The sequence below is a fragment of the Mesorhizobium sp. RIZ17 genome (assembly GCF_051127865.1).
In the GTDB taxonomy this organism is placed as follows: Bacteria; Pseudomonadota; Alphaproteobacteria; order Rhizobiales; family Rhizobiaceae; genus Mesorhizobium; species Mesorhizobium humile.
The window spans coordinates 1,316,611-1,334,347 of the sequence record NZ_CP147861.1 but is presented as its reverse complement, the minus strand read 5'-3'; the positions used below and the strand labels follow the sequence as shown (position 1 = coordinate 1,334,347).

The following is a 17,737-nucleotide window of genomic DNA, read 5'->3' as shown; positions in this document are numbered from 1 at the left end:
GAACGCCATGGCGAAGAACGGCAAGGCGGAGGAAAAGAAGAAGATCAACGTCGCGCTCCAGGGCGGCGGCTCGCATGGCGCTTTTTCCTGGGGCGTGCTCGACCGGCTGCTGGAGGACGGGCGGCTGGAGATCGTGGCGGTGTCCGGCACCAGCGCAGGCGCCATGAACGCGGTGGCGCTGGCCGACGGGCTTGTCCGGGGCGGCGTGGAAGGCGCGCGCAAAAAGCTAGACGATTTCTGGCGGGCGGTGGCCTCGAAAGGCCGTTTCAGCCCGGTGCAGCGCATGCCCTGGGACGTGGCCTGGGGCAACTGGTCGATCGAGAACACGCCCGGCTACGTCTTCTTCGACACGATGTCGCGGGTGTTCTCGCCCTATGTCGCCAATCCGCTCGGCCTCAACCCGCTGCGCGACGTGGTGGAGAACGAGATCGACTTTTCCAATGTGCGCGCCTGCAAGTCGATGGAGCTGTTCATCTCGGCGACCAATGTCGAGACCGGGCAATTGCGCGTCTTCTCCGACGGCGAGATCGACCTCGACACGGTGATGGCCTCGGCCTGCCTGCCGCAACTGTTCCAGGCGGTCGAGATCAAGGGCGTGCCCTATTGGGATGGCGGCTATGGTGGCAATCCGGCGCTCTATCCGTTCTTCAAGACGGCGGCAACCGAGGACGTGCTTCTTGTGCAGATCAACCCGGTCGTGCGCGAAGGCACGCCGAAAAGCGCCAACGAGATCCAGAACCGCATCGACGAGATCACTTTCAACGCCGGGCTGCTGCGTGAATTCCGCTCGATCGCCTTCGTCAAGGAACTGATCGCGGCCGGACGCCTGCCGCATGGCGAATATCGCGACATCCGCATGCACCGCATCGATGCCGACGAGGCGTTCAAGGATCTCTCGGCGTCGTCCAAGGTCAATGCCGAATGGGCTTTCATCGCCTATCTGCGCGACCTCGGCCGCAGCGCCGCCAGCGACTGGCTGGAGGAGAATTACGACGCCGTCGGCGAGCGGCCGACTCTCGATCTCTCGGGCGAGCTCGACGACGGCTTCAAGCCGTTGCGGGGTCCGGCGCCGGGGCGTCGCGTCAAGGAATTCCTGGCCGCGCGCCTCAAGCCGGAATCTGCGCGGCGGCGGGCATAGAGCGCTCGATTGTCAGCATCTTCCCCAGCGGAACCGGTGAGGCGCTGGATCACGCGTTCGGTGCGATGTAGTCTTACCTGAACGTAAAGGGGAGGTTGCGATGCTGCAAACCAGACAGAACGCTCTCGGGGTCAGGTTTGAGGCGCAGTGCAGGGCCTTCGAGAAAGAGCCGTTCCCGACGCTGGAGACGCGAAAGGACCGGCTGAGCCGCCTTCTCGCGCTCACCGAAAAGCATGAGGCCGAGATCTGCGCGGCGATCGACAGCGATTTCTCCGCTCGCTCGGCCGAGGAAACGCGGCTTGCCGAACTGTTCGTCGTGCGCGCCGGCATCAGGCATGCGCTGTCGCATCTCGGCGCCTGGATGCGCGAGCGCCGCGTCGCCACCAGCCTGCCGTTCCTGCCGGGTCGCAACCGCCTCTTGCCGCAGCCTCTCGGTGTCGTCGGCATCGTCTCGCCCTGGAACTATCCTTTCCAGCTCGCCATCGCGCCGGCGACCGCGGCACTGGCGGCCGGCAACCGCGTCATGATCAAGCCGTCGGAGCTGACGCCGAAGTTTTCGGACCTGCTCGCCAGCCTGGTCGAAAAGTACTTCGCCGCCGATGAGGTCTGCGTGATGGTCGGCGACGCGGAGGTCGGCAAGGCGTTCGTGTCGCTGCCGTTCGACCACCTCCTGTTCACCGGCTCGACAGCCGTCGGCCGCCAGGTGGCGCTGGCCGCCGCCGCCAATCTGACGCCGGTGACGCTCGAGCTCGGCGGCAAGTCGCCGGCGATCTTCGATCCGTCCTGCGATCTCGACGCGGCCGTCGCCAGCGTCGCCTATGGCAAGCTGCTCAATGCCGGCCAGACCTGCATCGCGCCGGACTATCTGATGGTGCCGCAAGGCCAGGGCGCGGCGATCGCGGCCAAGTTCGCCTCGGCAATCGCGAAGCTCTATCCGCGCCTCGGCGACAATCGCGACTATACGGCGATCGTCAGCGAGCGGCATCACCGGCGGCTGGTCGACATGGTGGCGGAAGCGCGCGACAGCGGCGCCGACATCACCGAGGTCAATCCCGCGAATGAGAAGCTCGGCGTCGCCGACCGCAAGATGGCGCCCGTGCTGGTGCGCAATGCGGGCGAGAATCTGCGGCTGATGCGCGAGGAGATCTTCGGGCCAGTCCTGCCGATCGTCGAATATGGCACGGTGGATGAGGCCATCGAGCATGTGAACCGGGGCGAGCGTCCGCTGGCGCTCTACTGGTTCGGCAGCGACAGCGCCAATCGCCAGAGGGTCATGCGGGAAACCGTGGCCGGCGGCGTCACGGTCAACGACTGCATGCTGCATCTGGTGCAGGAACGGCAGCCCTTCGGCGGTGTCGGCGAGAGCGGCACCGGCGCCTATCACGGCGAATGGGGCTTTCGCACCTTCAGCAAGGAAAAGCCGATCTTCATCCAGTCCAAGTTCAGCGCCGGTGGCCTGCTGCGTCCGCCTTACGGCAGGACCTTCGAGCGTGTCTTCCGGTTGCTCAACCTCATTACTTGACAACTTCAGCCGGGAAATGGCGGGGCGTGACTGCTTCAAACAAGCGATTGTCGCTGCTTGCGGAAGATTTTTTGCATCATACTGACGGCTGCTGCCAGTAACCTTGGGGAAACTGTCGGCGCGCCCGCAAAAGCGCCAGCCGCAGGCAGAAAAGTCGTTGTTTGTCGAGAAATCACATTCCGCGCCGCAATGCTTCCGCAACTTTTCCGGCTATATTGCGCCGCAACTTTCAGGTAGAAGCGGCGCTTCGCCGATCACGGCAAATTGAACTAGGCCCCGCGCACACCCATATCGGCCGCGCGCCCGAGTCGGAAGCGCCGACCTCGCCAGGTCCTGCAACGGAAAAATGACGATGCCGAAAATCAGGTTTCACAAGCTTGCAGCCATTGTCGTGCTCATCGGGTTCGCGGCCTGGATGGGGACCGGCGAGTTTTCGTCGGTCGGCAGTGCCGCCGACAAGTCGGTTACCACCGGCAAACATCCCGCCGACGCCGGCAAGCCGGCGCAGCCGCAGGCCGCCAAGCCGGACGCGGCGCAGGCCGAGCCGAAGGCCCCGTTGCGTACCGTCGCGGTGGTAACGCCGCCGCGCAAGACCTTCGCGCGGGCGATACGGATTTCGGGTCTCACGGAGGCCGACAAGCGCGCCGTGCTGGCGACGCGCGTTGCCGGCGTCATCGACAAGCTGCCGGTCAAGCAGGGCGACCACGTCAAGACCGGCGATCTCGTGCTCATGCTCGCGGCCGAGGAGAAGATCTCCAATGTCGACAACGCCAAGCAGTTGCTTGTGCAGCGCAAGGCCGAGCTCGACGCCGCCGAGCGTCTGGCCAAGACCGGCAATCTGCCGAAGCTGCAGCTAGACACGGCCCGCTCCAACCTGACGCTCGCGCAATCGCAGCTCGATACCGCGCAGGCCGAACTCGACCGCAACGAGGTCAAGGCGCCCTTCGACGGCGTCATCGACCGCGTCCCCGTCGAGCTCGGCAGCTCGGTGATGCAGGGCGGCGAGGTGGCGACGATCCTGAAGCTCGATCCGGTGATCGCGCGCGGCGAGATCAGCGAGCGCGATCTGCGCTACATCAAGATCGGCGACGAGGCCGATGTACGCCTGGTCAACGACCAGAAGGTCACCGGCACCGTGCGCTACATCAGCCGCGATGCCTCGGCGCAGACCCGCACCTTCCGCGTCGAGGTGGCGATCCCCAATGGGGACGGCTCCATCCCCGCCGGCATGACGGCCGAGATCACGCTCAGCGCCGAGCCGACCAATGCGGTCATGCTGCCGCGCTCGGTGGTGACGCTGGGCGACAAGGGCGACCTCGGCATCCGCGCCGTCGGCAAGGACGACAAGGTCGCGTTCTTCCCGATCGATCTCGTCGACGACACGCCGCACGGTCTGGTGCTGGGCGGCATTCCTGAAGGTGCGCGCATCATCGTCGCCGGTCAGGAACTGGTGAAGGAAGGCGACCTGGTGAAGCCCGTCGAGGCCGACCAGGCGACTATCAGCAAGCTGATCGGCGAAGCCGCCGCCGGCACGCAGTAAAGCACGACGCGCCGGTCGCCGAACCAATCCGGCGATGGCAGTCCGAAGCCTCCGAAGCATAACAGGCCGAAGTCATGGATATCGTCAGACTCGCCATCAACAACGCCCGCCTCACCATATCGGCGCTGATGTTCCTGCTCATCGCGGGCTGGATCGCCTATCAGTCGACGCCCAAGGAAGCGGAACCCGACGTTCCGATTCCGATGATGTATGTCAGCCTGATCTACCAGGGCATCTCGCCGGAGGATTCCGAGCGCCTGCTGCTGAGGCCGATGGAAAGCAAGCTCAAGAGCCTGAAAGGGCTCAAGGAGATGCGCTCGGCCGCCTTCCAGGGCGGCGGCTATGTGATGGTCGAGTTCCAGCCGCAGACCAATCTGGCCACCGCGCTGCAGGATACGCGCAGCAAGGTGCAGGACGCCAAGGCCGACCTGCCGCAGGCGGCCGAGGAGCCGGTCGTCACGGAAGTCAACATCTCCGAATTCCCCGTCATGGTCGTGACGCTGTCGGGCGACTTGCCGGAACGCACACTGACGGCGGCGGCGCGCGAGCTGCGCGATCGGATCGAGGAAGTGCCGGGCGTGCTCGAAGGGTCGCTGCAGGGGTCGCGCGACGACCTCGTCGAGGTCGTCATCGATCCGGTGAAGCTGTCGTCCTACGGGCTGCAGCTCGACCAGGTGATGCAAGGCGTCGGCGCTTCGAACAGCCTGGTTGCCGCCGGCAATCTCGAAGGCTCGGAGGGCAAGTACGCCGTCAAGGTGCCGTCGCTGATCGAGACGCCGGAGGACGTCGCCAACCTGCCGGTGGTCGCCACGCCCAACGCCGTGGTGCAGGCCAAGGACATCGCCACGATACGCTCGACCTTCAAGGACGCCGAGACGATCACCCGTCTCGACGGCAAGCCGGCCATCGCGATCGAGGTGAAGAAGCGCATCGGCGCCAATCTGATCGACACGCTGAACCATGTCCGGGAGGTGTCGGACAATTACGTCAAGACGATGCCCGAGGGCATGCATGTCACCTACACGCAGGACAAGTCCGTCTTCGTCAACCAGTTGCTCGGCGACCTGCAGAACCATGTGATGATCGCCGTCATCCTGGTGTTCATCGTCATCCTCTACGCGCTGTCCGGCCGCGCCTCGCTGCTGATCGGCCTTGCCATTCCATCGTCGTTCCTGATCGGCATCCTTTTGCTCGCCATGATGGGCTACACGATCAACATGATCGTGCTGTTCAGCCTCATCCTGGCGGTTGGCATGCTGGTCGACGACGCCATCATCGTCACCGAATTCGCGGAACGGCGCATGAGCGAAGGCATGCCGAAGGCCGACGCCTTCGCTTTGGCCGCAAGGCGCATGGCTGGGCCGGTGATCGCGGCGACGATGACGCGCATTGCCGCCTTCTCGCCGCTGTTGTTCTGGCCCGGCATCATCGGCGACTTCATGAAATACATGCCGATCACGCTGATCGTGACGCTGTCGGCCTCGATGCTCTATGCGCTGGTGTTCGCGCCGACCCTGGGCGCCATCTTCGCCAAGGCGCCGCAGCATCACGAGGATGATCACCGCGACGGTTGGTACATGGCGATCGTCAAGCAGGCGGTGCGCTTCCCGATCACCGTCATGCTGCTCACCATCGGCCTTCTTGTCGGCGTGAGCGTTGCCTATTCCAAATATGGCGCCGGCGTCGAGTTCTTCCCCAGCGTCGAGCCGGATTACGGCCTGCTCTATGTGCATGCGCGCGGAAATCTTTCGCTGGCCGAAATGGACGCCGCCACCAAGACGGCCGAAAACCGGCTGCTCGGCTGGCCGGGCGTCAAGTCGGTCTATACGCGCGTCGGCAAGTCGCAAGGCGGCGGCCAGGACGTTCCGGAAGACGTGGTCGGCAATATCCAGTACGAATTCGTCGACTGGCGCCAGCGCAAGTCCGCCAATCAGATCCTCAGCGACCTGCGCGGCGCCATGGCCGGCATTCCCGGCGTCGATGTCGAGGTGCGCGTGCCGGAAGCAGGGCCGCCGACCGGCAAGCCGATCCAGATCCGGCTGTCGGCCGTCGATCCGGCCGGCCTCGACGACAAGGCGCGGGCCGTGGCGGCACGCATCGCCAAGATTCCCAACGTCATCGACATCTCGGACGGGCTGCCGCCGCCCGGTGTCGACTGGGCGATCGAGGTCGACCGCGCCAAGGCCGCGCAATACGGCATCAGCCCGACATCGGTAGGCACGGTGGTGCAGTTGGTGACCAACGGCCTGAAGCTTTCGGAGTACCGGCCCGCCGGAGCGGACAAGGCGGTCGACATAAGGCTGCGCCTGCCGGAAGACCGGCGCACCCTGTCGACACTCGACGAGCTTCGCGTGCAGACCCCGCAGGGCTCGGTGCCGATCTCGAACTTCGTCGTCCGCAAGGCAAAACCCAGCGTTGGCATCCTCAACCGCATCGATGGCGCGCGCACCGTGGTCGTGCAAGCCAATGTCAGCTCCGGCGCGCAGGTCGCCGCGGTGCAACAGGAAGTCACCAAGGCTGTCGCCGACATGGGTCTCGGCAGCGGCATCCGTTGGAAGCTGGCTGGTTCCAACGAGGACAGCGCGGAAGCGAGCGCCTTCCTCGGCAAGGCATTCGGTGCCGCCATCTTCCTGATCTTCCTGGTGCTGCTCATGCAGTTCAACAAGTTCACCAGCGTGCTGATGGTGCTGTCCTGCGTGGTCATGGCGACGATCGGCGTGTTCCTGGGCCTGCTCTTGACCGGGGAGGCGTTCGGCATCGTCATGTCGGGCATCGGCGTCATCGCGCTCGCCGGCGTGGTGGTGAACAACAACATCGTGCTGATCGACACCTATGACCGGCTGCGCGAGGAGGGCTGGGACAAGATGGACGCCGTGCTGCAAACCTGCCGCGAGCGCGCCCGGCCGGTGGTGCTGACCGCCGTCTCGGCGATCCTCGGCGTGCTGCCGATCGCCTTCGGTCTCGGTCTCGAAATCTTCCACCACGAGACGACGATCAAGGCGCCGTCGACGCAATGGTGGATTTCGCTGTCCTCGGCCATCGTCTTCGGCCTATCCTTCGCCACCCTGCTGACGCTGGTGGTGACGCCGTCGATGCTGATGATCTTCACGCGCAGCAAGAACAGCCGGTTCTACGCCTTCTTCCGGCGCTTGTTCGGGCGCGACAAGCGCAAGGCTGCGACCGGCGAACCGATTGCCGAGACGAGCGCCGGGCCGGTAGAGGCATTCCCGAAAGCTGCGGAATAGCGCGGTCCCACAATCCTAAGGATAAAAGCCGCCCGGGAACAACCGGGCGGCTTTTTGCATTGTCCCCTCGAAGTTCGATTAGTGCGTTTCACCGTTTCACGGAAACGGCGAACCGCCCTATCTCTTTGTTTTTACGCAATTCCGGACGGAAAACCGCTCACACTTTTCCTGGAATTGCTTTGGACAGCGAGGGTTTCTCATGACCATCACGACACTTCTCGTAATAATCCTGGTTCTGATCCTGATCGGCGCCGTGCCGGCCTGGCCGCATTCGCGTTCCTGGGGCTACGGGCCGTCTGGCATCGTCGGCGTCATCCTGATCGTGCTGCTGATCCTTTTGTTGATGGGCAGGGTCTGATCAGGCGGCCCGGCGAACGGGTTCCACGGCGATACCGATATCCTGCAGCGCTTCCTTCACCGCCTGGTCGAGCGGGGTGTGCGGGATTTCGCCGATGACCTCCTGCAGCCGCGTCGAGGTGAGCCGGTGCGCTTCGAAGCGCAGATAGGACATGGTGACGATCTCGCGCCACATGGCCACGAACGGGCTGCCGGCGCGCAGCACCCACCAGGGCATGAAGGAGAGCTTCAGCTTGCGGCCTAGCGCCTTCTCGGCCGCGGCCTTCATGTCGAAATCGGTGATGGCGTGGCCGGGGAAGTTGATGGCTTCGTAGAAGCCGAGCTTGTCGAGGTTCTTCGCCAGGCCGACGAAGCCGACGGCGAAGTCCGGCAGGTAGGCCCATTCATGCGTCAGGTCGGCCGGGCCAGGCGCGGTGTAGACGCCTTTGTTCATTTTTGCGGCGACGACGAGGTCGAACCAGGAACCGCTGCCGGTGCCACCGAAGAAATCGCCCGCACGCAGGATAATGGTGCGCACCCGGCCGGCTTCGGCCTCGCCGCGGAACAGCGCCTCCATTGCGCAGCGGATGCGGCCTTTCCCGGTGGTCGGATGGAACGGCGTGTCCTCGGTGATGACCTGCGGCATCGGCGAGCCGTAATTGTAGACGGTGCCCGGGAAGAGATGCAGCGTGTCGTTCGCCCGGCAGGCAACCATGACGTTCTCGGCCATCGGCATGCACTTGCCCCAGTCGGTGTAGATAGGGTTCAGGCCGTTGAAGATGATGTCGACGCCTTCGGTGGCGCGGATCAGGGAGTCGCGATCGAGCGCGTCGCCGGCGACTGCCGTGGCGCCCTTGAGCTCCGCCGGCACCTTGCCGGTGCGGGTCACGGCGCGGACATCGAAGCCGGCGTCGATGAAAGCCTTGCCGACCACGCGGCCGAGCCGGCCATTGGCGCCGAGGATTGCGATCTTGGTCATTTGTTCTCTCCGTTGCTTGCGTTTGCCCGGTTAATGTGAGGCGTTCACGAGCGAATTGAAATTGACCTGTTTCGGCGTTCTGTTATTCAAAAATGAATGAAAGAATTCGACTGGAACCTGATCAAGAGTTTCGTGGCGGTCGCCGATGCCGGCAGCCTTTCGGCCGCGGCGCGCAGGCTTGCGGCCAGCCAACCGACGCTCGGCCGTCACATCGCCGAGCTGGAGCAGGCGCTTGGCGTGACGCTGTTCCGGCGCGGGCGGCGCGGCTATGAGCTGACCGAGGCGGGCAGCACGCTTTACGAGCGCGGCCGAACGGTCAGCGAGCAGGCCAATGCGTTCTCGCTGCTGGCGCTGGGCTCCGTCGAGGCGATCGAGGGCACGGTGCGCATCGCTGCCTCGGAGGTGGTCGCCGCCTTTGTGCTGCCGGACATGATGGCGCGTCTCGGCGAGGAGGAACCGGGCATCGAGGTCGAGATCGTCGCCTCGAACCAGGTCGAGAACCTTTTGCGCCGCGATGCCGATATCGCCATCCGCATGGTCAGGCCGGCGCAGAACGAGCTGGTGGCGCGCAAAGTCACCGACATCCCGCTCTGCCTATGCGCGGCAAGCGCCTATCTCGACCGGCGCGGCCGCCCGGAGACACCCGCCGACCTCGCCGAGCACGCCTTGGTCGGTTTCGACCGCAGCGACGAGATCATTCGCGGCTTCACCTCGTTCGGCATCCCGGTCGGCCGCAGCCATTTCCGCTTCAGGACCGACAACCAGATCGTGCTGTGGGAAGCGGTGCGGACCGGCAACGGCATCGGCATCGGCCAGGAGCCGCTGGCCGACCGCGACCCTGACCTGGAGAAGCTGTTGCCCGATGTGCCGCTGCCGGTTCTGCCTGTGTGGCTCGCCATGCATCGCGACGTGCGCACCAGCATGCGCATCCGCCGTGTGGCGGATTTCCTGCATGAGGAACTGAAGCGCTACTCCGCCGGCACCGGCTAGAGCATGATGCTGAAAAGTGTGAAGCGGTTTTCGGACGGCATCATGCTCTATTTCCCTGATCCTAAAGCGCGTCACGCTGAAACGGATTCAGGCGACACGCTTTAAGCCTTTGTTTTGATGCATGTCGTTGTCCCAGAACCGCTGCGCACTTCTGGGCGACATGCATTAGAGCCGGATGATTTCAGGTCGATCCGACCTGAAATCCATCCGGCTCGGGAGCGAATTCGGCCCGGTGAGCGAGGCCTGCCATCAAAAGCACGATGACCAGCAGCCCGGACAGCGCAACGAAGATCGGGCCGAAGCTCGAATGCTCGGCGACGAAGCCGATCGCCGACGGCGCCACCAATATGCCGGAATAGCCCATGGTGGTGACGACGCTCATGCCGGTGCCGGACGACATGCCTTCCTGGTTGCCGCCGGCTGAAAAAAGGATCGGCACCATGTTGGCGATACCGAAGCCGCAGAAGGCGAAAGCGGCGATGGCCAAGTAAGGCGAGGGCGAGAGGCCGGCGACAAGCATGCCGGCCGCGGCGACCAGCGCCGAGCCGCGCAAGGTCGCCACCGCGCCGAAGCGGTTGCGCACGCCGTCGCCCAGGAAACGCATCAGCGCCATGACGCCGGAGAAGGCGGCATAGGCGAGTCCGGCGACCGCGAGATCGGCGCCCAGCTCCTGGTGCAGGAAGAGCGCCGCCCAGTCGAGCACCGCGCCCTCCGAGATCATGGTGAGCAGCGCCATCAGCCCGACCAGGTAGACGGCGGTGTGCCGCGGCAGCGTGAATTTCTGGTGCTCGACGGCCTGCGGCCGGTCCTCGGCGACAAGATAGCGAATAGCAAAGGCGATCACGGCAAAGGCGACGACCGTGACCGCGACGGCGTGGGGAAGATTGCCGTAGGTCTGGATCGAATAGCCGCCGAGCGCGCCGCCGGCGAAGCCGCCAAGGCTCCAGAAGCCGTGTGAGGACGACATGATCGCTCGGGAAAGCCTTCTTTCCACCACGACGGCATTCGAGTTCATGGCGACATCCATGCCGCCGATCGAGCCGCCGAAGATGAGCATGGCAATGGCCGCCAGGGGAACGTTGGGCGCGAGCGCCACGATCAGCAGGCCGAAGCTGCCGCAGATGCCGAACCAACGCGTCACGGTGCGCGAGCCATGCCGGGAGATCAAATGGCCGCACCAGGTCATGGCAATGACGGCGCCGACGCCGAACAGCAGGATCAGCAGGCCGAGCGTGAATCTGGTGATGTCGAGCCGGGTAAGGAATACCGGGATCTGCGGCGCCCAGCTGCCGGTCAAGAAACCATTGGCCAGGAAAATACCGGCGACGGCCCATCGGCCGCGCGTCGCGGCCTGCATCGTGGTTTGCACGCTCATGGTCTGAAATCCGCCATGCCAAGGGATTCGCGCGGCAAATTAGATCGATTCAATTTGTAGTCAAGAACCGCGTTTGGGAAGTGCTTGGACCAAGGGAGTACGTTCGTGGCAAGCTGCTGCCGTGGAGATTGGCCGAAACGCCCCTCCGATCGTCATCCACGGGCGGAGCAAGGAGCGAAGCGACGCGCGCAGACCCGAGGATCCATGCCGTGACCTGGGAGCTTCGCTACGATGCAGAACGTTCCCCGGGGTCGCGCCGTTACGATCATGTTCTGAACCGCCGTGCTTTTCGGCAGACCTCACGGAATGGATTCTAGGGTCTGCGCGCGTCGCTTCGCTCCTTGCTTCGCCCTAGAATGACGAAGCCGCGAAGGCGATCGGCATCATTAATGGTCCTGCGGGCGCCTCGCCTCGAACTCGGCCTTCTTGGCTTCCGACGCCTCGGTCTGGTTGAGCGCCTGCCATTCGGCATAGGGCATGCCGTAGATGATCTCACGCGACTCGTCCTTCGACAGCGCGACACCCTTGGCGTCGGCGGCTTCGCGATACCAGTTGGACAGGCAGTTGCGGCAGAAGCCGGCGAGGTTCATCAGGTCGATGTTCTGGACATCGCCGCGTTCGCGCAGATGCGCCACCAGCCGACGGAAGGCCGCCGCCTCAAAGTCGCGTTTCTGGTCGTCAGTGAGTTCGGTCATCGAGGAACTCCAGGACTGTCGGCTCGTCACACGGGTCCGGTGCGCGAGCCGAACATTTTCACGTCATGTATATCGGGACGCCGGTCGATGGCGTCAACGATCGGCGCCAGGCGATCGGCCCAGGCGAGGGCGCCGGCGCGGTCGGCGATCAGGTCCTGGCGAATCTCGATCAGCGCATGGGCGTAGCCGTTGACGATGGCGTGGCGGAACATGGTGTCGCCGCGCAGCGCGCCGTCATAGGGCTCGTTGTCGCCGACGACGAGTGTCTTGTCCTCGGCGAGCATGTCGATCAGCGGCCGCGCCACGCGGTCGTCGCGGTCCCACAGCACGCCGACATGCCAGGGGCGGACAAAACCCTGCATCACCGGCGTGAAGGAATGCACGGAGAAGATGAACGGCGCCTTGCCCGAGGCGTGCGCCACGGAGGCGATCATCGCGCCGACGGCGTCGTGATAGGGCCGGTAGAAACGGTCGAGCCGCCGCTCGCGCTCTTCCGGGGCAATCGGATAATTTCCCGGCACCACGGTGCCGTCATAGAGCTGGCGGATCATGGTGGGGTCGTCCTCGCCCCGGTTGGGGTCGATCAGCAGCCGCGAGAAGCCGGCAAGCACCGCCGGCACGTCTAGCAGGACGGCGAGCTCACGCGTCACCGTCTCGACGCCGATGTCATAGGCGATGTGACGATCGAATTCGGACGCCGGCAAACCGAGACTGCCATACTCCTCGGGCAGGCCGCGGCGGGCGTGATCGGCCAGAAGCACGACGCCTTTCTTGCGGTCACCCTCGACAATGTCGAACGGCGTGAAAACTGTGGATCGGGTCATCGGCTGAAAAGGGGATGGCGGCTGCGATGTGGTATCGTCATTCCACGAAGAGGACGCCGGCGCAATGCCGTTGTTTGGCCAAGGTTTCCGCAAAAAATCCCCGCCGTGGGGAGAATTTGCGCGGCCGGCCCTTCTAAATCGATTGGAATTGAACAAAACGGCGCGTTGACATGCGACCGGAGTTTGCTGAAAAGGGGCTTCGAGAGATGCAAATGTGGTTCGCAAGGGGATCTGCGATGGATTTTGCCGGCCGGTTGCGCAAGCGCCTGGCCGTGCCGTTGCTGATCGTCGGCGCGGGATTTTTCGCGATAGCCGCGACCTCGCCGGCCCGGGCCGACTTCCGCGTCTGCAACGCAACGCAAAATCTGGTGGGCGTCGGCATCGGCTATCGCGCCAAGGCCGGCTGGATCACCGAGGGCTGGTGGCACATCGAAGGATCGACCTGCAAGACGCTGATAGAGGGTCCGCTGTCATCAAGATTTTATTATCTTTATGCAGAAGACGCCGAACGCGGCGGGCGCTGGGACGGCCCGATCAACATGTGCGTCGCCGAAAAAGAGTTCAAGATCGCCGGCGTCAATGATTGCGTCGCCCGGGGCTTTCAGCGCGCCGGATTTCAGGAATATGACACGGGCGAGCAGGCCAGCTGGATGGTCCAGCTGACCGACGAGCCCGCAACGGGAGGCGCACCAAGCGCCCCCGCTCCGGGAACAAACAGTCAATGAGACGTAACCGCAAGGTCAAGATCCTCGCCACCATCGGTCCGGCTTCCTCCTCCGAGGAAATGCTGAGAAAGCTTTTCGAAGCGGGCGCCGATGTCTTCCGCATCAATATGAGCCATACCGACCACGAGCTGATGCGCACGCTGGTCGGCCGCATCCGTGCGGTCGAGGAAGCCGTCGGCCGTCCCATCGGCATCCTCGCCGACCTGCAGGGTCCGAAGCTCAGGGTCGGCAAGTTCGCCAACGTCAAGGAAGCGCTGACTCCGGGGCAGACGTTCACTCTCGACAACAATCCGGAGCCCGGCAATTCCAGCCGTGTCTTCCTGCCGCATCCGGAAATCCTGAGCTCGGTCGAGGCCGGTCACAGACTTTTGATCGACGATGGCAAGCTGGAATTGAAGGCGGTGAAGGCCGACGGCAAGTCGATCACCTGCACCGTCGTCGCCGGCTCGATCATCTCCGACAAGAAGGGCGTCAGCCTGCCCGACACCGACCTACCGGTCGGCGCGCTGACCGAGAAGGACCGCGCCGATCTCGACGCGGTGCTTGCTACCGGCGTCGACTGGGTGGCGCTGTCCTTCGTGCAGCGGCCGGAGGACCTGGCGGAGGCCCGCAAGATCGCGCGCGGCCGCGCGCTGATCATGGCCAAGATCGAGAAGCCGCAGGCGGTCGCCCGGCTCCCCGAAATCATCGAGCTCTCCGACGCGCTGATGGTCGCCCGCGGCGATCTCGGCGTCGAGATGCCGATCGAAGCCGTGCCCGGCATCCAGAAGCAGATCACGCGCGCGGCGCGGCGCGCCGGCAAGCCGGTGGTGATCGCGACGCAGATGCTGGAATCGATGATCACCGCGCCCGTGCCGACCCGCGCCGAGGTCTCCGACGTGTCGATCGCCGTCTTCGAAGGCGCCGATGCGATCATGCTTTCGGCCGAATCCGCGGCCGGCGCCTATCCGGTCGAGGCGGTCGCCATGATGAACCGCATCGCCACCAAGGTCGAAACCGACCCGACCTATGCCGGCATCATCAACGCGCAGCGTTCCGAACCCGAGGCCACCGGCGCCGACGCCATTTCGCTGGCCGCGCGCGAGATCGCCGAGACGCTGAAACTGGCGGCGATCATCTCCTACACCGCGTCCGGCACCACCGGCTTGCGCGCCGCGCGCGAGCGCCCGCAGGTGCCGATCGTGGCGCTGTCGCCGATCCTCAACACCGCGCGCCGCCTGTCGCTGCTATGGGGCACGCATTGCGTCGTCTCGCCGGATGCGACCGACCTCGACGACATGGTCGACCGGGCCTGCCGGATTGCGCTGGAAGAAGGTTTTGGCAAGCCTGGGGACCGGGTGATCATCACCGCCGGCGTGCCGCTCAGGACGCCGGGCTCGACCAATATGCTGCGGATTGCCTATGTGGGGTCGGACGCGCACTGACCTGCGGCGTTAGAGCGTTTCACCGTTTCCATGAAATGGAAAAACGCACTAGCCCGGCGCCAACTCGGCGTCGGGCACTTGGAGCTCAGGACATTTGTCGGCGCCTTGCGTGTCACCGGCGAGGCGGTTCTCCACCGTCTTGGCCATCGCTTGCAGATCGACATCCTTGCCCGCGACCTTCCCGATCGCACCGACCACGAGGTCGGGTGCGATCCAGTCCGGTTTGTGGCCGAGATTGTGGACCCAGACCAGTTCGGCGCCGGGAATGTCGCGCTCCAGGCCGATGGAATGGATCGTGGCATAGACCACCTTGTCGCGATCGCCCGAGATGACGACGGTCGGCGCCTTGATCTCGCGATAAGCAGGCGCTGCGGCGCGGACGTAGTCGTAGAGCTGGGCGACATCGCGGGCGTTGGCGCGGAAGGCGGAGGGCCGCAGCACCAGCGGGATCGAGGCCTTGTCGACATAGCGATCGGGCACGTCGTTCGGCGAAAAGACGCAAGACGTCGCGCCGCCGATCTGCGCCAACCCGGCCGGATAGGCGAGCGTTTCGGAAAACAGCCAGCCGACCACGGGAACGGCCGTCAGCTTGTAATACCAGGCGGTCGCGCCGCCCGGCCATGGATGCGTGGCGGGCGAGAGAAAGACCAGTCCCAGCGTCTTGTCAGGATGCTGGCGGGCGAAGGCCGTGGTGATCGCGCCGCCGAAGGAATGGGCGACGATGACTGCCTTCTCGATTCCCAGCCGGTCCATCAGCGCGGCAATGGTGTCGGCCTGCGTTGCAAGCGTTTCATTGTCGCCGCGCTCCGACCAAAGCCCGGACGATCGAGGAACAGCATTTCGGCGCGGCCCTCGAGCAGCGGCTCCAGCGGCAGCATCTGGTCCTTGAGATTGGCGCTGGCGCCATGGATGAAGACGACCGGCGGCAGGTCGGCGCCGGCCGGCGCCGGGATATGGACGTAGTGGATACGCGCGCCATCGATCTCGGCGAACGCGCCGGCAGGCGGGTTGCGGCGCTCGATCGACCAGATGCCGGCACGGGTGACACCGGCCAGGGCAAAGAAGAGCGCGACGAGGAAGAGGAAGGCGGCGCAGAAGAGGTTCATGCGGGGAGATACGGGCGTGAAGGGAGTTTGGTTTTGGGCAGTAGGCAGTAGGCAGTAGGCAGTAGGCAGTAGGCAGTAGGCAGTAGGCAGTAGGCAGTAGGCAGTAGGCAGTAGGCAGTAGGCAGTAGGCAGTAGGCAGTAGGCAGTAGGCAGTAGGCAGTAGGCAGTAGTGGGCGTTCAGAGCCCTATTGCCTATTGCCTAATTCCTACTGCCTAAATCCCCTCGCCGGCCAGCTCCTCCGAAAGCGTCGAAACCTGGTCCTGGGCGCTGCGCATCATGGGATAGATCGTCAGCACCTTTTGCCAGGCTTCCAGCGCCGACTGCTTGTGGCCGGTCTCGGCCATGATCTGGGCGAGGCCCGAAAGCGCGCCGAAATGGCGCGGCTCGAGCTGCAGGGTGCGGTCGATGTCGGCCATCGACTTCCCGTAATTCTTCATCATGAAATGGACGGTGGCGCGCCGGTTCCAGCCTTCGGCATAATCGGGCTGCAAGGTCACCACCTGGTCGAGGAAGTCGAGCGCGACGTCGAACTTCTGGTCTTGCGTCGCCTTTTGCGCCCACTGCATCATCAGGTCGACCGAGGCGCTGCCGGACTGGTTCCACTCGTTCCAGATGCGGCCGGCGATGCGCTCGGCGGCCTTTTCGTTGCGCTCGCGCTTCAACTCGGCGAAGAGCTGGTCGAGGCGGCCCTGTTTGGTCGGAGCGACCGGCGGCGGTGTCGCGGCGGGCGGCGCGGCATCTGGAGGCAGCGCGCCTTGCACCTCTTCTGCTCCCGCAGGCAAAGCTGCGCCGGACAGCAAAAGGGCGGCGAGAAATGCAAAACGAATCCGCATCGCCGGAATCTAATCCCGGGCGGCGGATCGTCCAAATGATTTTAGCGTGAGAGGGCCGGCGAACCGGCACTCGACATCAGCGCGGCATGGTCTCTTCGCATGTCGCTCCCTTTCGGGCGACGTGCATCAAGCCGCGCGCAAGGCTCAGCCCTGGCGCGCCTTGTAGCGCGGAGCGGTCTTGTTGATGATGTAGATGCGTCCCTTGCGGCGAACCAGCTGGTTGTCGCGGTGACGCGCCTTGAGCGCCTTGAGCGAATTCTTGATCTTCATGGTCTTGCCTGTTCGGTCAGGGCCCGTCCCGGGCCGAATTTTAAAGGCGCGCCCGGAAAAAGCGCGCCTTTGAACTTGCGGTGGCTCATAAACGAGGAGTGTTGTCCGTGTCAACCACGTGACGATGTCCGAATGCCACAAGTGGGCCGGCATATCAAATATTCGCCATCCCGGCGGCGCGGCATTGCGCGACTCAGAGTCGGCTGGAATGGTGCAATCTCGGCGAAACGACCGGAGATACCACATGCGCCGCCTGCTTCTGCCCGTCTGTCTGGTCTTGCTTGCGACCGCCCCAGCCGCCTTTGCCGAGGATTGCGACCGCAATGACGATAGCCAGTCGATGCTGAACATCTGCGCCGACGCCGACTATCAGGCCGCCGATGCCAAGCTCAATGCCGCGTACAAGAACATCGTCGGCAGCAACGACCAGGCCTCGAACAAGCTCTTGCAGACGGCGCAGCGTGCCTGGATCGCTTTCCGCGACGCCGAATGCGCCTATACGACCGCGGGCAGCGAGGGCGGCTCCATCCATCCGATGGAGGTTTCGGAGTGCCTGACGACGCTCACCAACGATCGCATAAAACAGCTCACCTCCGGCGCCAACTGCAAGCTGAGCGATCCAGGCTGCGCCGGCTCGGACGCGGGCGGCGACGACCAGGATATGCAATAGGGCGGTTCTCCGTTTCACGGAAACGGCGAGACGCCTATCTTCTTGTTTTCACGCAATTCCGGAC

General features: G+C 64.4%; 15 protein-coding genes and 1 pseudogene. 9 read left to right on the top strand and 7 right to left on the bottom strand.

Annotated elements, in window-relative coordinates; genetic code table 11:
• The first annotated feature begins 7 nt into the window (after positions 1-7).
• From WDX12_RS06605 to WDX12_RS06585, 5 genes are all read left to right on the top strand, one after another.
• On the top strand, positions 8-1,138 hold the full coding sequence (locus WDX12_RS06605) for a patatin-like phospholipase family protein (protein ID WP_434724321.1): 1,131 nt from the start codon (positions 8-10) through the stop codon (positions 1,136-1,138).
• A 100-nt stretch (positions 1,139-1,238) separates the two neighbouring features.
• A complete protein-coding gene (locus tag WDX12_RS06600; RefSeq protein WP_434724320.1) occupies positions 1,239-2,660 on the top strand; it encodes a coniferyl aldehyde dehydrogenase in 1,422 nt (473 codons plus the stop codon).
• A 352-nt stretch (positions 2,661-3,012) separates the two neighbouring features.
• Complete coding sequence (locus WDX12_RS06595; RefSeq protein WP_434724319.1) at positions 3,013-4,200, top strand: efflux RND transporter periplasmic adaptor subunit; 1,188 nt, start codon at positions 3,013-3,015, stop codon at positions 4,198-4,200.
• A gap of 74 nt (positions 4,201-4,274) precedes the next feature.
• Entirely contained in the window at positions 4,275-7,445 is a 3,171-nt protein-coding gene (locus WDX12_RS06590; protein ID WP_434724318.1) for an efflux RND transporter permease subunit, read from the top strand.
• A 199-nt stretch (positions 7,446-7,644) separates the two neighbouring features.
• Positions 7,645-7,803: a DUF3309 family protein gene (locus tag WDX12_RS06585; RefSeq protein WP_320296484.1), complete on the top strand. Its 159-nt coding sequence runs from the start codon at positions 7,645-7,647 to the stop codon at positions 7,801-7,803.
• Here the strand turns inward: WDX12_RS06585 and WDX12_RS06580 are convergent, their stop codons facing one another.
• On the bottom strand, positions 7,804-8,760 hold the full coding sequence (locus tag WDX12_RS06580) for an SDR family oxidoreductase (protein WP_434724317.1): 957 nt from the start codon (positions 8,758-8,760) through the stop codon (positions 7,804-7,806). It lies immediately after the preceding gene.
• Positions 8,761-8,856: 96 nt separating this feature from the next.
• On the opposite strand from WDX12_RS06580, the gene WDX12_RS06575 reads away from it, so the two are divergent.
• On the top strand, positions 8,857-9,750 hold the full coding sequence (locus tag WDX12_RS06575) for a LysR family transcriptional regulator (RefSeq protein WP_434724316.1): 894 nt from the start codon (positions 8,857-8,859) through the stop codon (positions 9,748-9,750).
• Between the two features lie 181 nt (positions 9,751-9,931).
• Here the strand turns inward: WDX12_RS06575 and WDX12_RS06570 are convergent, their stop codons facing one another.
• The 3 genes from WDX12_RS06570 to WDX12_RS06560 all read right to left on the bottom strand — a co-directional run bounded on the left by WDX12_RS06570 (position 9,932) and on the right by WDX12_RS06560 (position 12,644).
• Positions 9,932-11,125: an MFS transporter gene (locus tag WDX12_RS06570; RefSeq protein WP_434724315.1), complete on the bottom strand. Its 1,194-nt coding sequence runs from the start codon at positions 11,123-11,125 to the stop codon at positions 9,932-9,934.
• 386 nt (positions 11,126-11,511) lie between these two features.
• Positions 11,512-11,820, bottom strand: a complete 309-nt coding sequence (locus WDX12_RS06565; protein ID WP_434724314.1) for a DUF1244 domain-containing protein — start codon at positions 11,818-11,820, stop codon at positions 11,512-11,514.
• A 26-nt stretch (positions 11,821-11,846) separates the two neighbouring features.
• A complete protein-coding gene (locus tag WDX12_RS06560; protein WP_434724313.1) occupies positions 11,847-12,644 on the bottom strand; it encodes an N-formylglutamate amidohydrolase in 798 nt (265 codons plus the stop codon).
• A 236-nt stretch (positions 12,645-12,880) separates the two neighbouring features.
• Between WDX12_RS06560 and WDX12_RS06555 the strand changes: the two genes are divergently transcribed.
• Both WDX12_RS06555 and pyk read left to right on the top strand, forming a co-directional pair.
• The gene (locus WDX12_RS06555) at positions 12,881-13,369 is read left to right on the top strand and encodes a DUF1036 domain-containing protein (RefSeq protein ID WP_430699263.1); all 489 of its coding nucleotides are present in this window, start codon (positions 12,881-12,883) and stop codon (positions 13,367-13,369) included.
• The gene (gene pyk, locus WDX12_RS06550) at positions 13,366-14,793 is read left to right on the top strand and encodes a pyruvate kinase (RefSeq protein ID WP_434724312.1); all 1,428 of its coding nucleotides are present in this window, start codon (positions 13,366-13,368) and stop codon (positions 14,791-14,793) included. Before WDX12_RS06555 ends, pyk begins: the two co-directional genes overlap by 4 nt.
• Positions 14,794-14,841: 48 nt before the next feature.
• Here pyk and WDX12_RS06545 read toward each other — a convergent pair.
• The 3 genes and pseudogenes from WDX12_RS06545 to ykgO all read right to left on the bottom strand — a co-directional run bounded on the left by WDX12_RS06545 (position 14,842) and on the right by ykgO (position 17,003).
• Positions 14,842-15,899 (bottom strand): annotated as a pseudogene (locus tag WDX12_RS06545) (alpha/beta fold hydrolase).
• Positions 15,900-16,112: 213 nt separating this feature from the next.
• Complete coding sequence (locus WDX12_RS06540) at positions 16,113-16,733, bottom strand: tetratricopeptide repeat protein (protein WP_434724311.1); 621 nt, start codon at positions 16,731-16,733, stop codon at positions 16,113-16,115.
• A 144-nt stretch (positions 16,734-16,877) separates the two neighbouring features.
• The gene (gene ykgO, locus WDX12_RS06535) at positions 16,878-17,003 is read right to left on the bottom strand and encodes a type B 50S ribosomal protein L36 (protein WP_006203764.1); all 126 of its coding nucleotides are present in this window, start codon (positions 17,001-17,003) and stop codon (positions 16,878-16,880) included.
• Positions 17,004-17,247: 244 nt separating this feature from the next.
• Between ykgO and WDX12_RS06530 the strand changes: the two genes are divergently transcribed.
• On the top strand, positions 17,248-17,673 hold the full coding sequence (locus tag WDX12_RS06530; RefSeq protein ID WP_434724310.1) for a lysozyme inhibitor LprI family protein: 426 nt from the start codon (positions 17,248-17,250) through the stop codon (positions 17,671-17,673).
• The last annotated feature ends 64 nt before the right edge of the window (positions 17,674-17,737 follow it).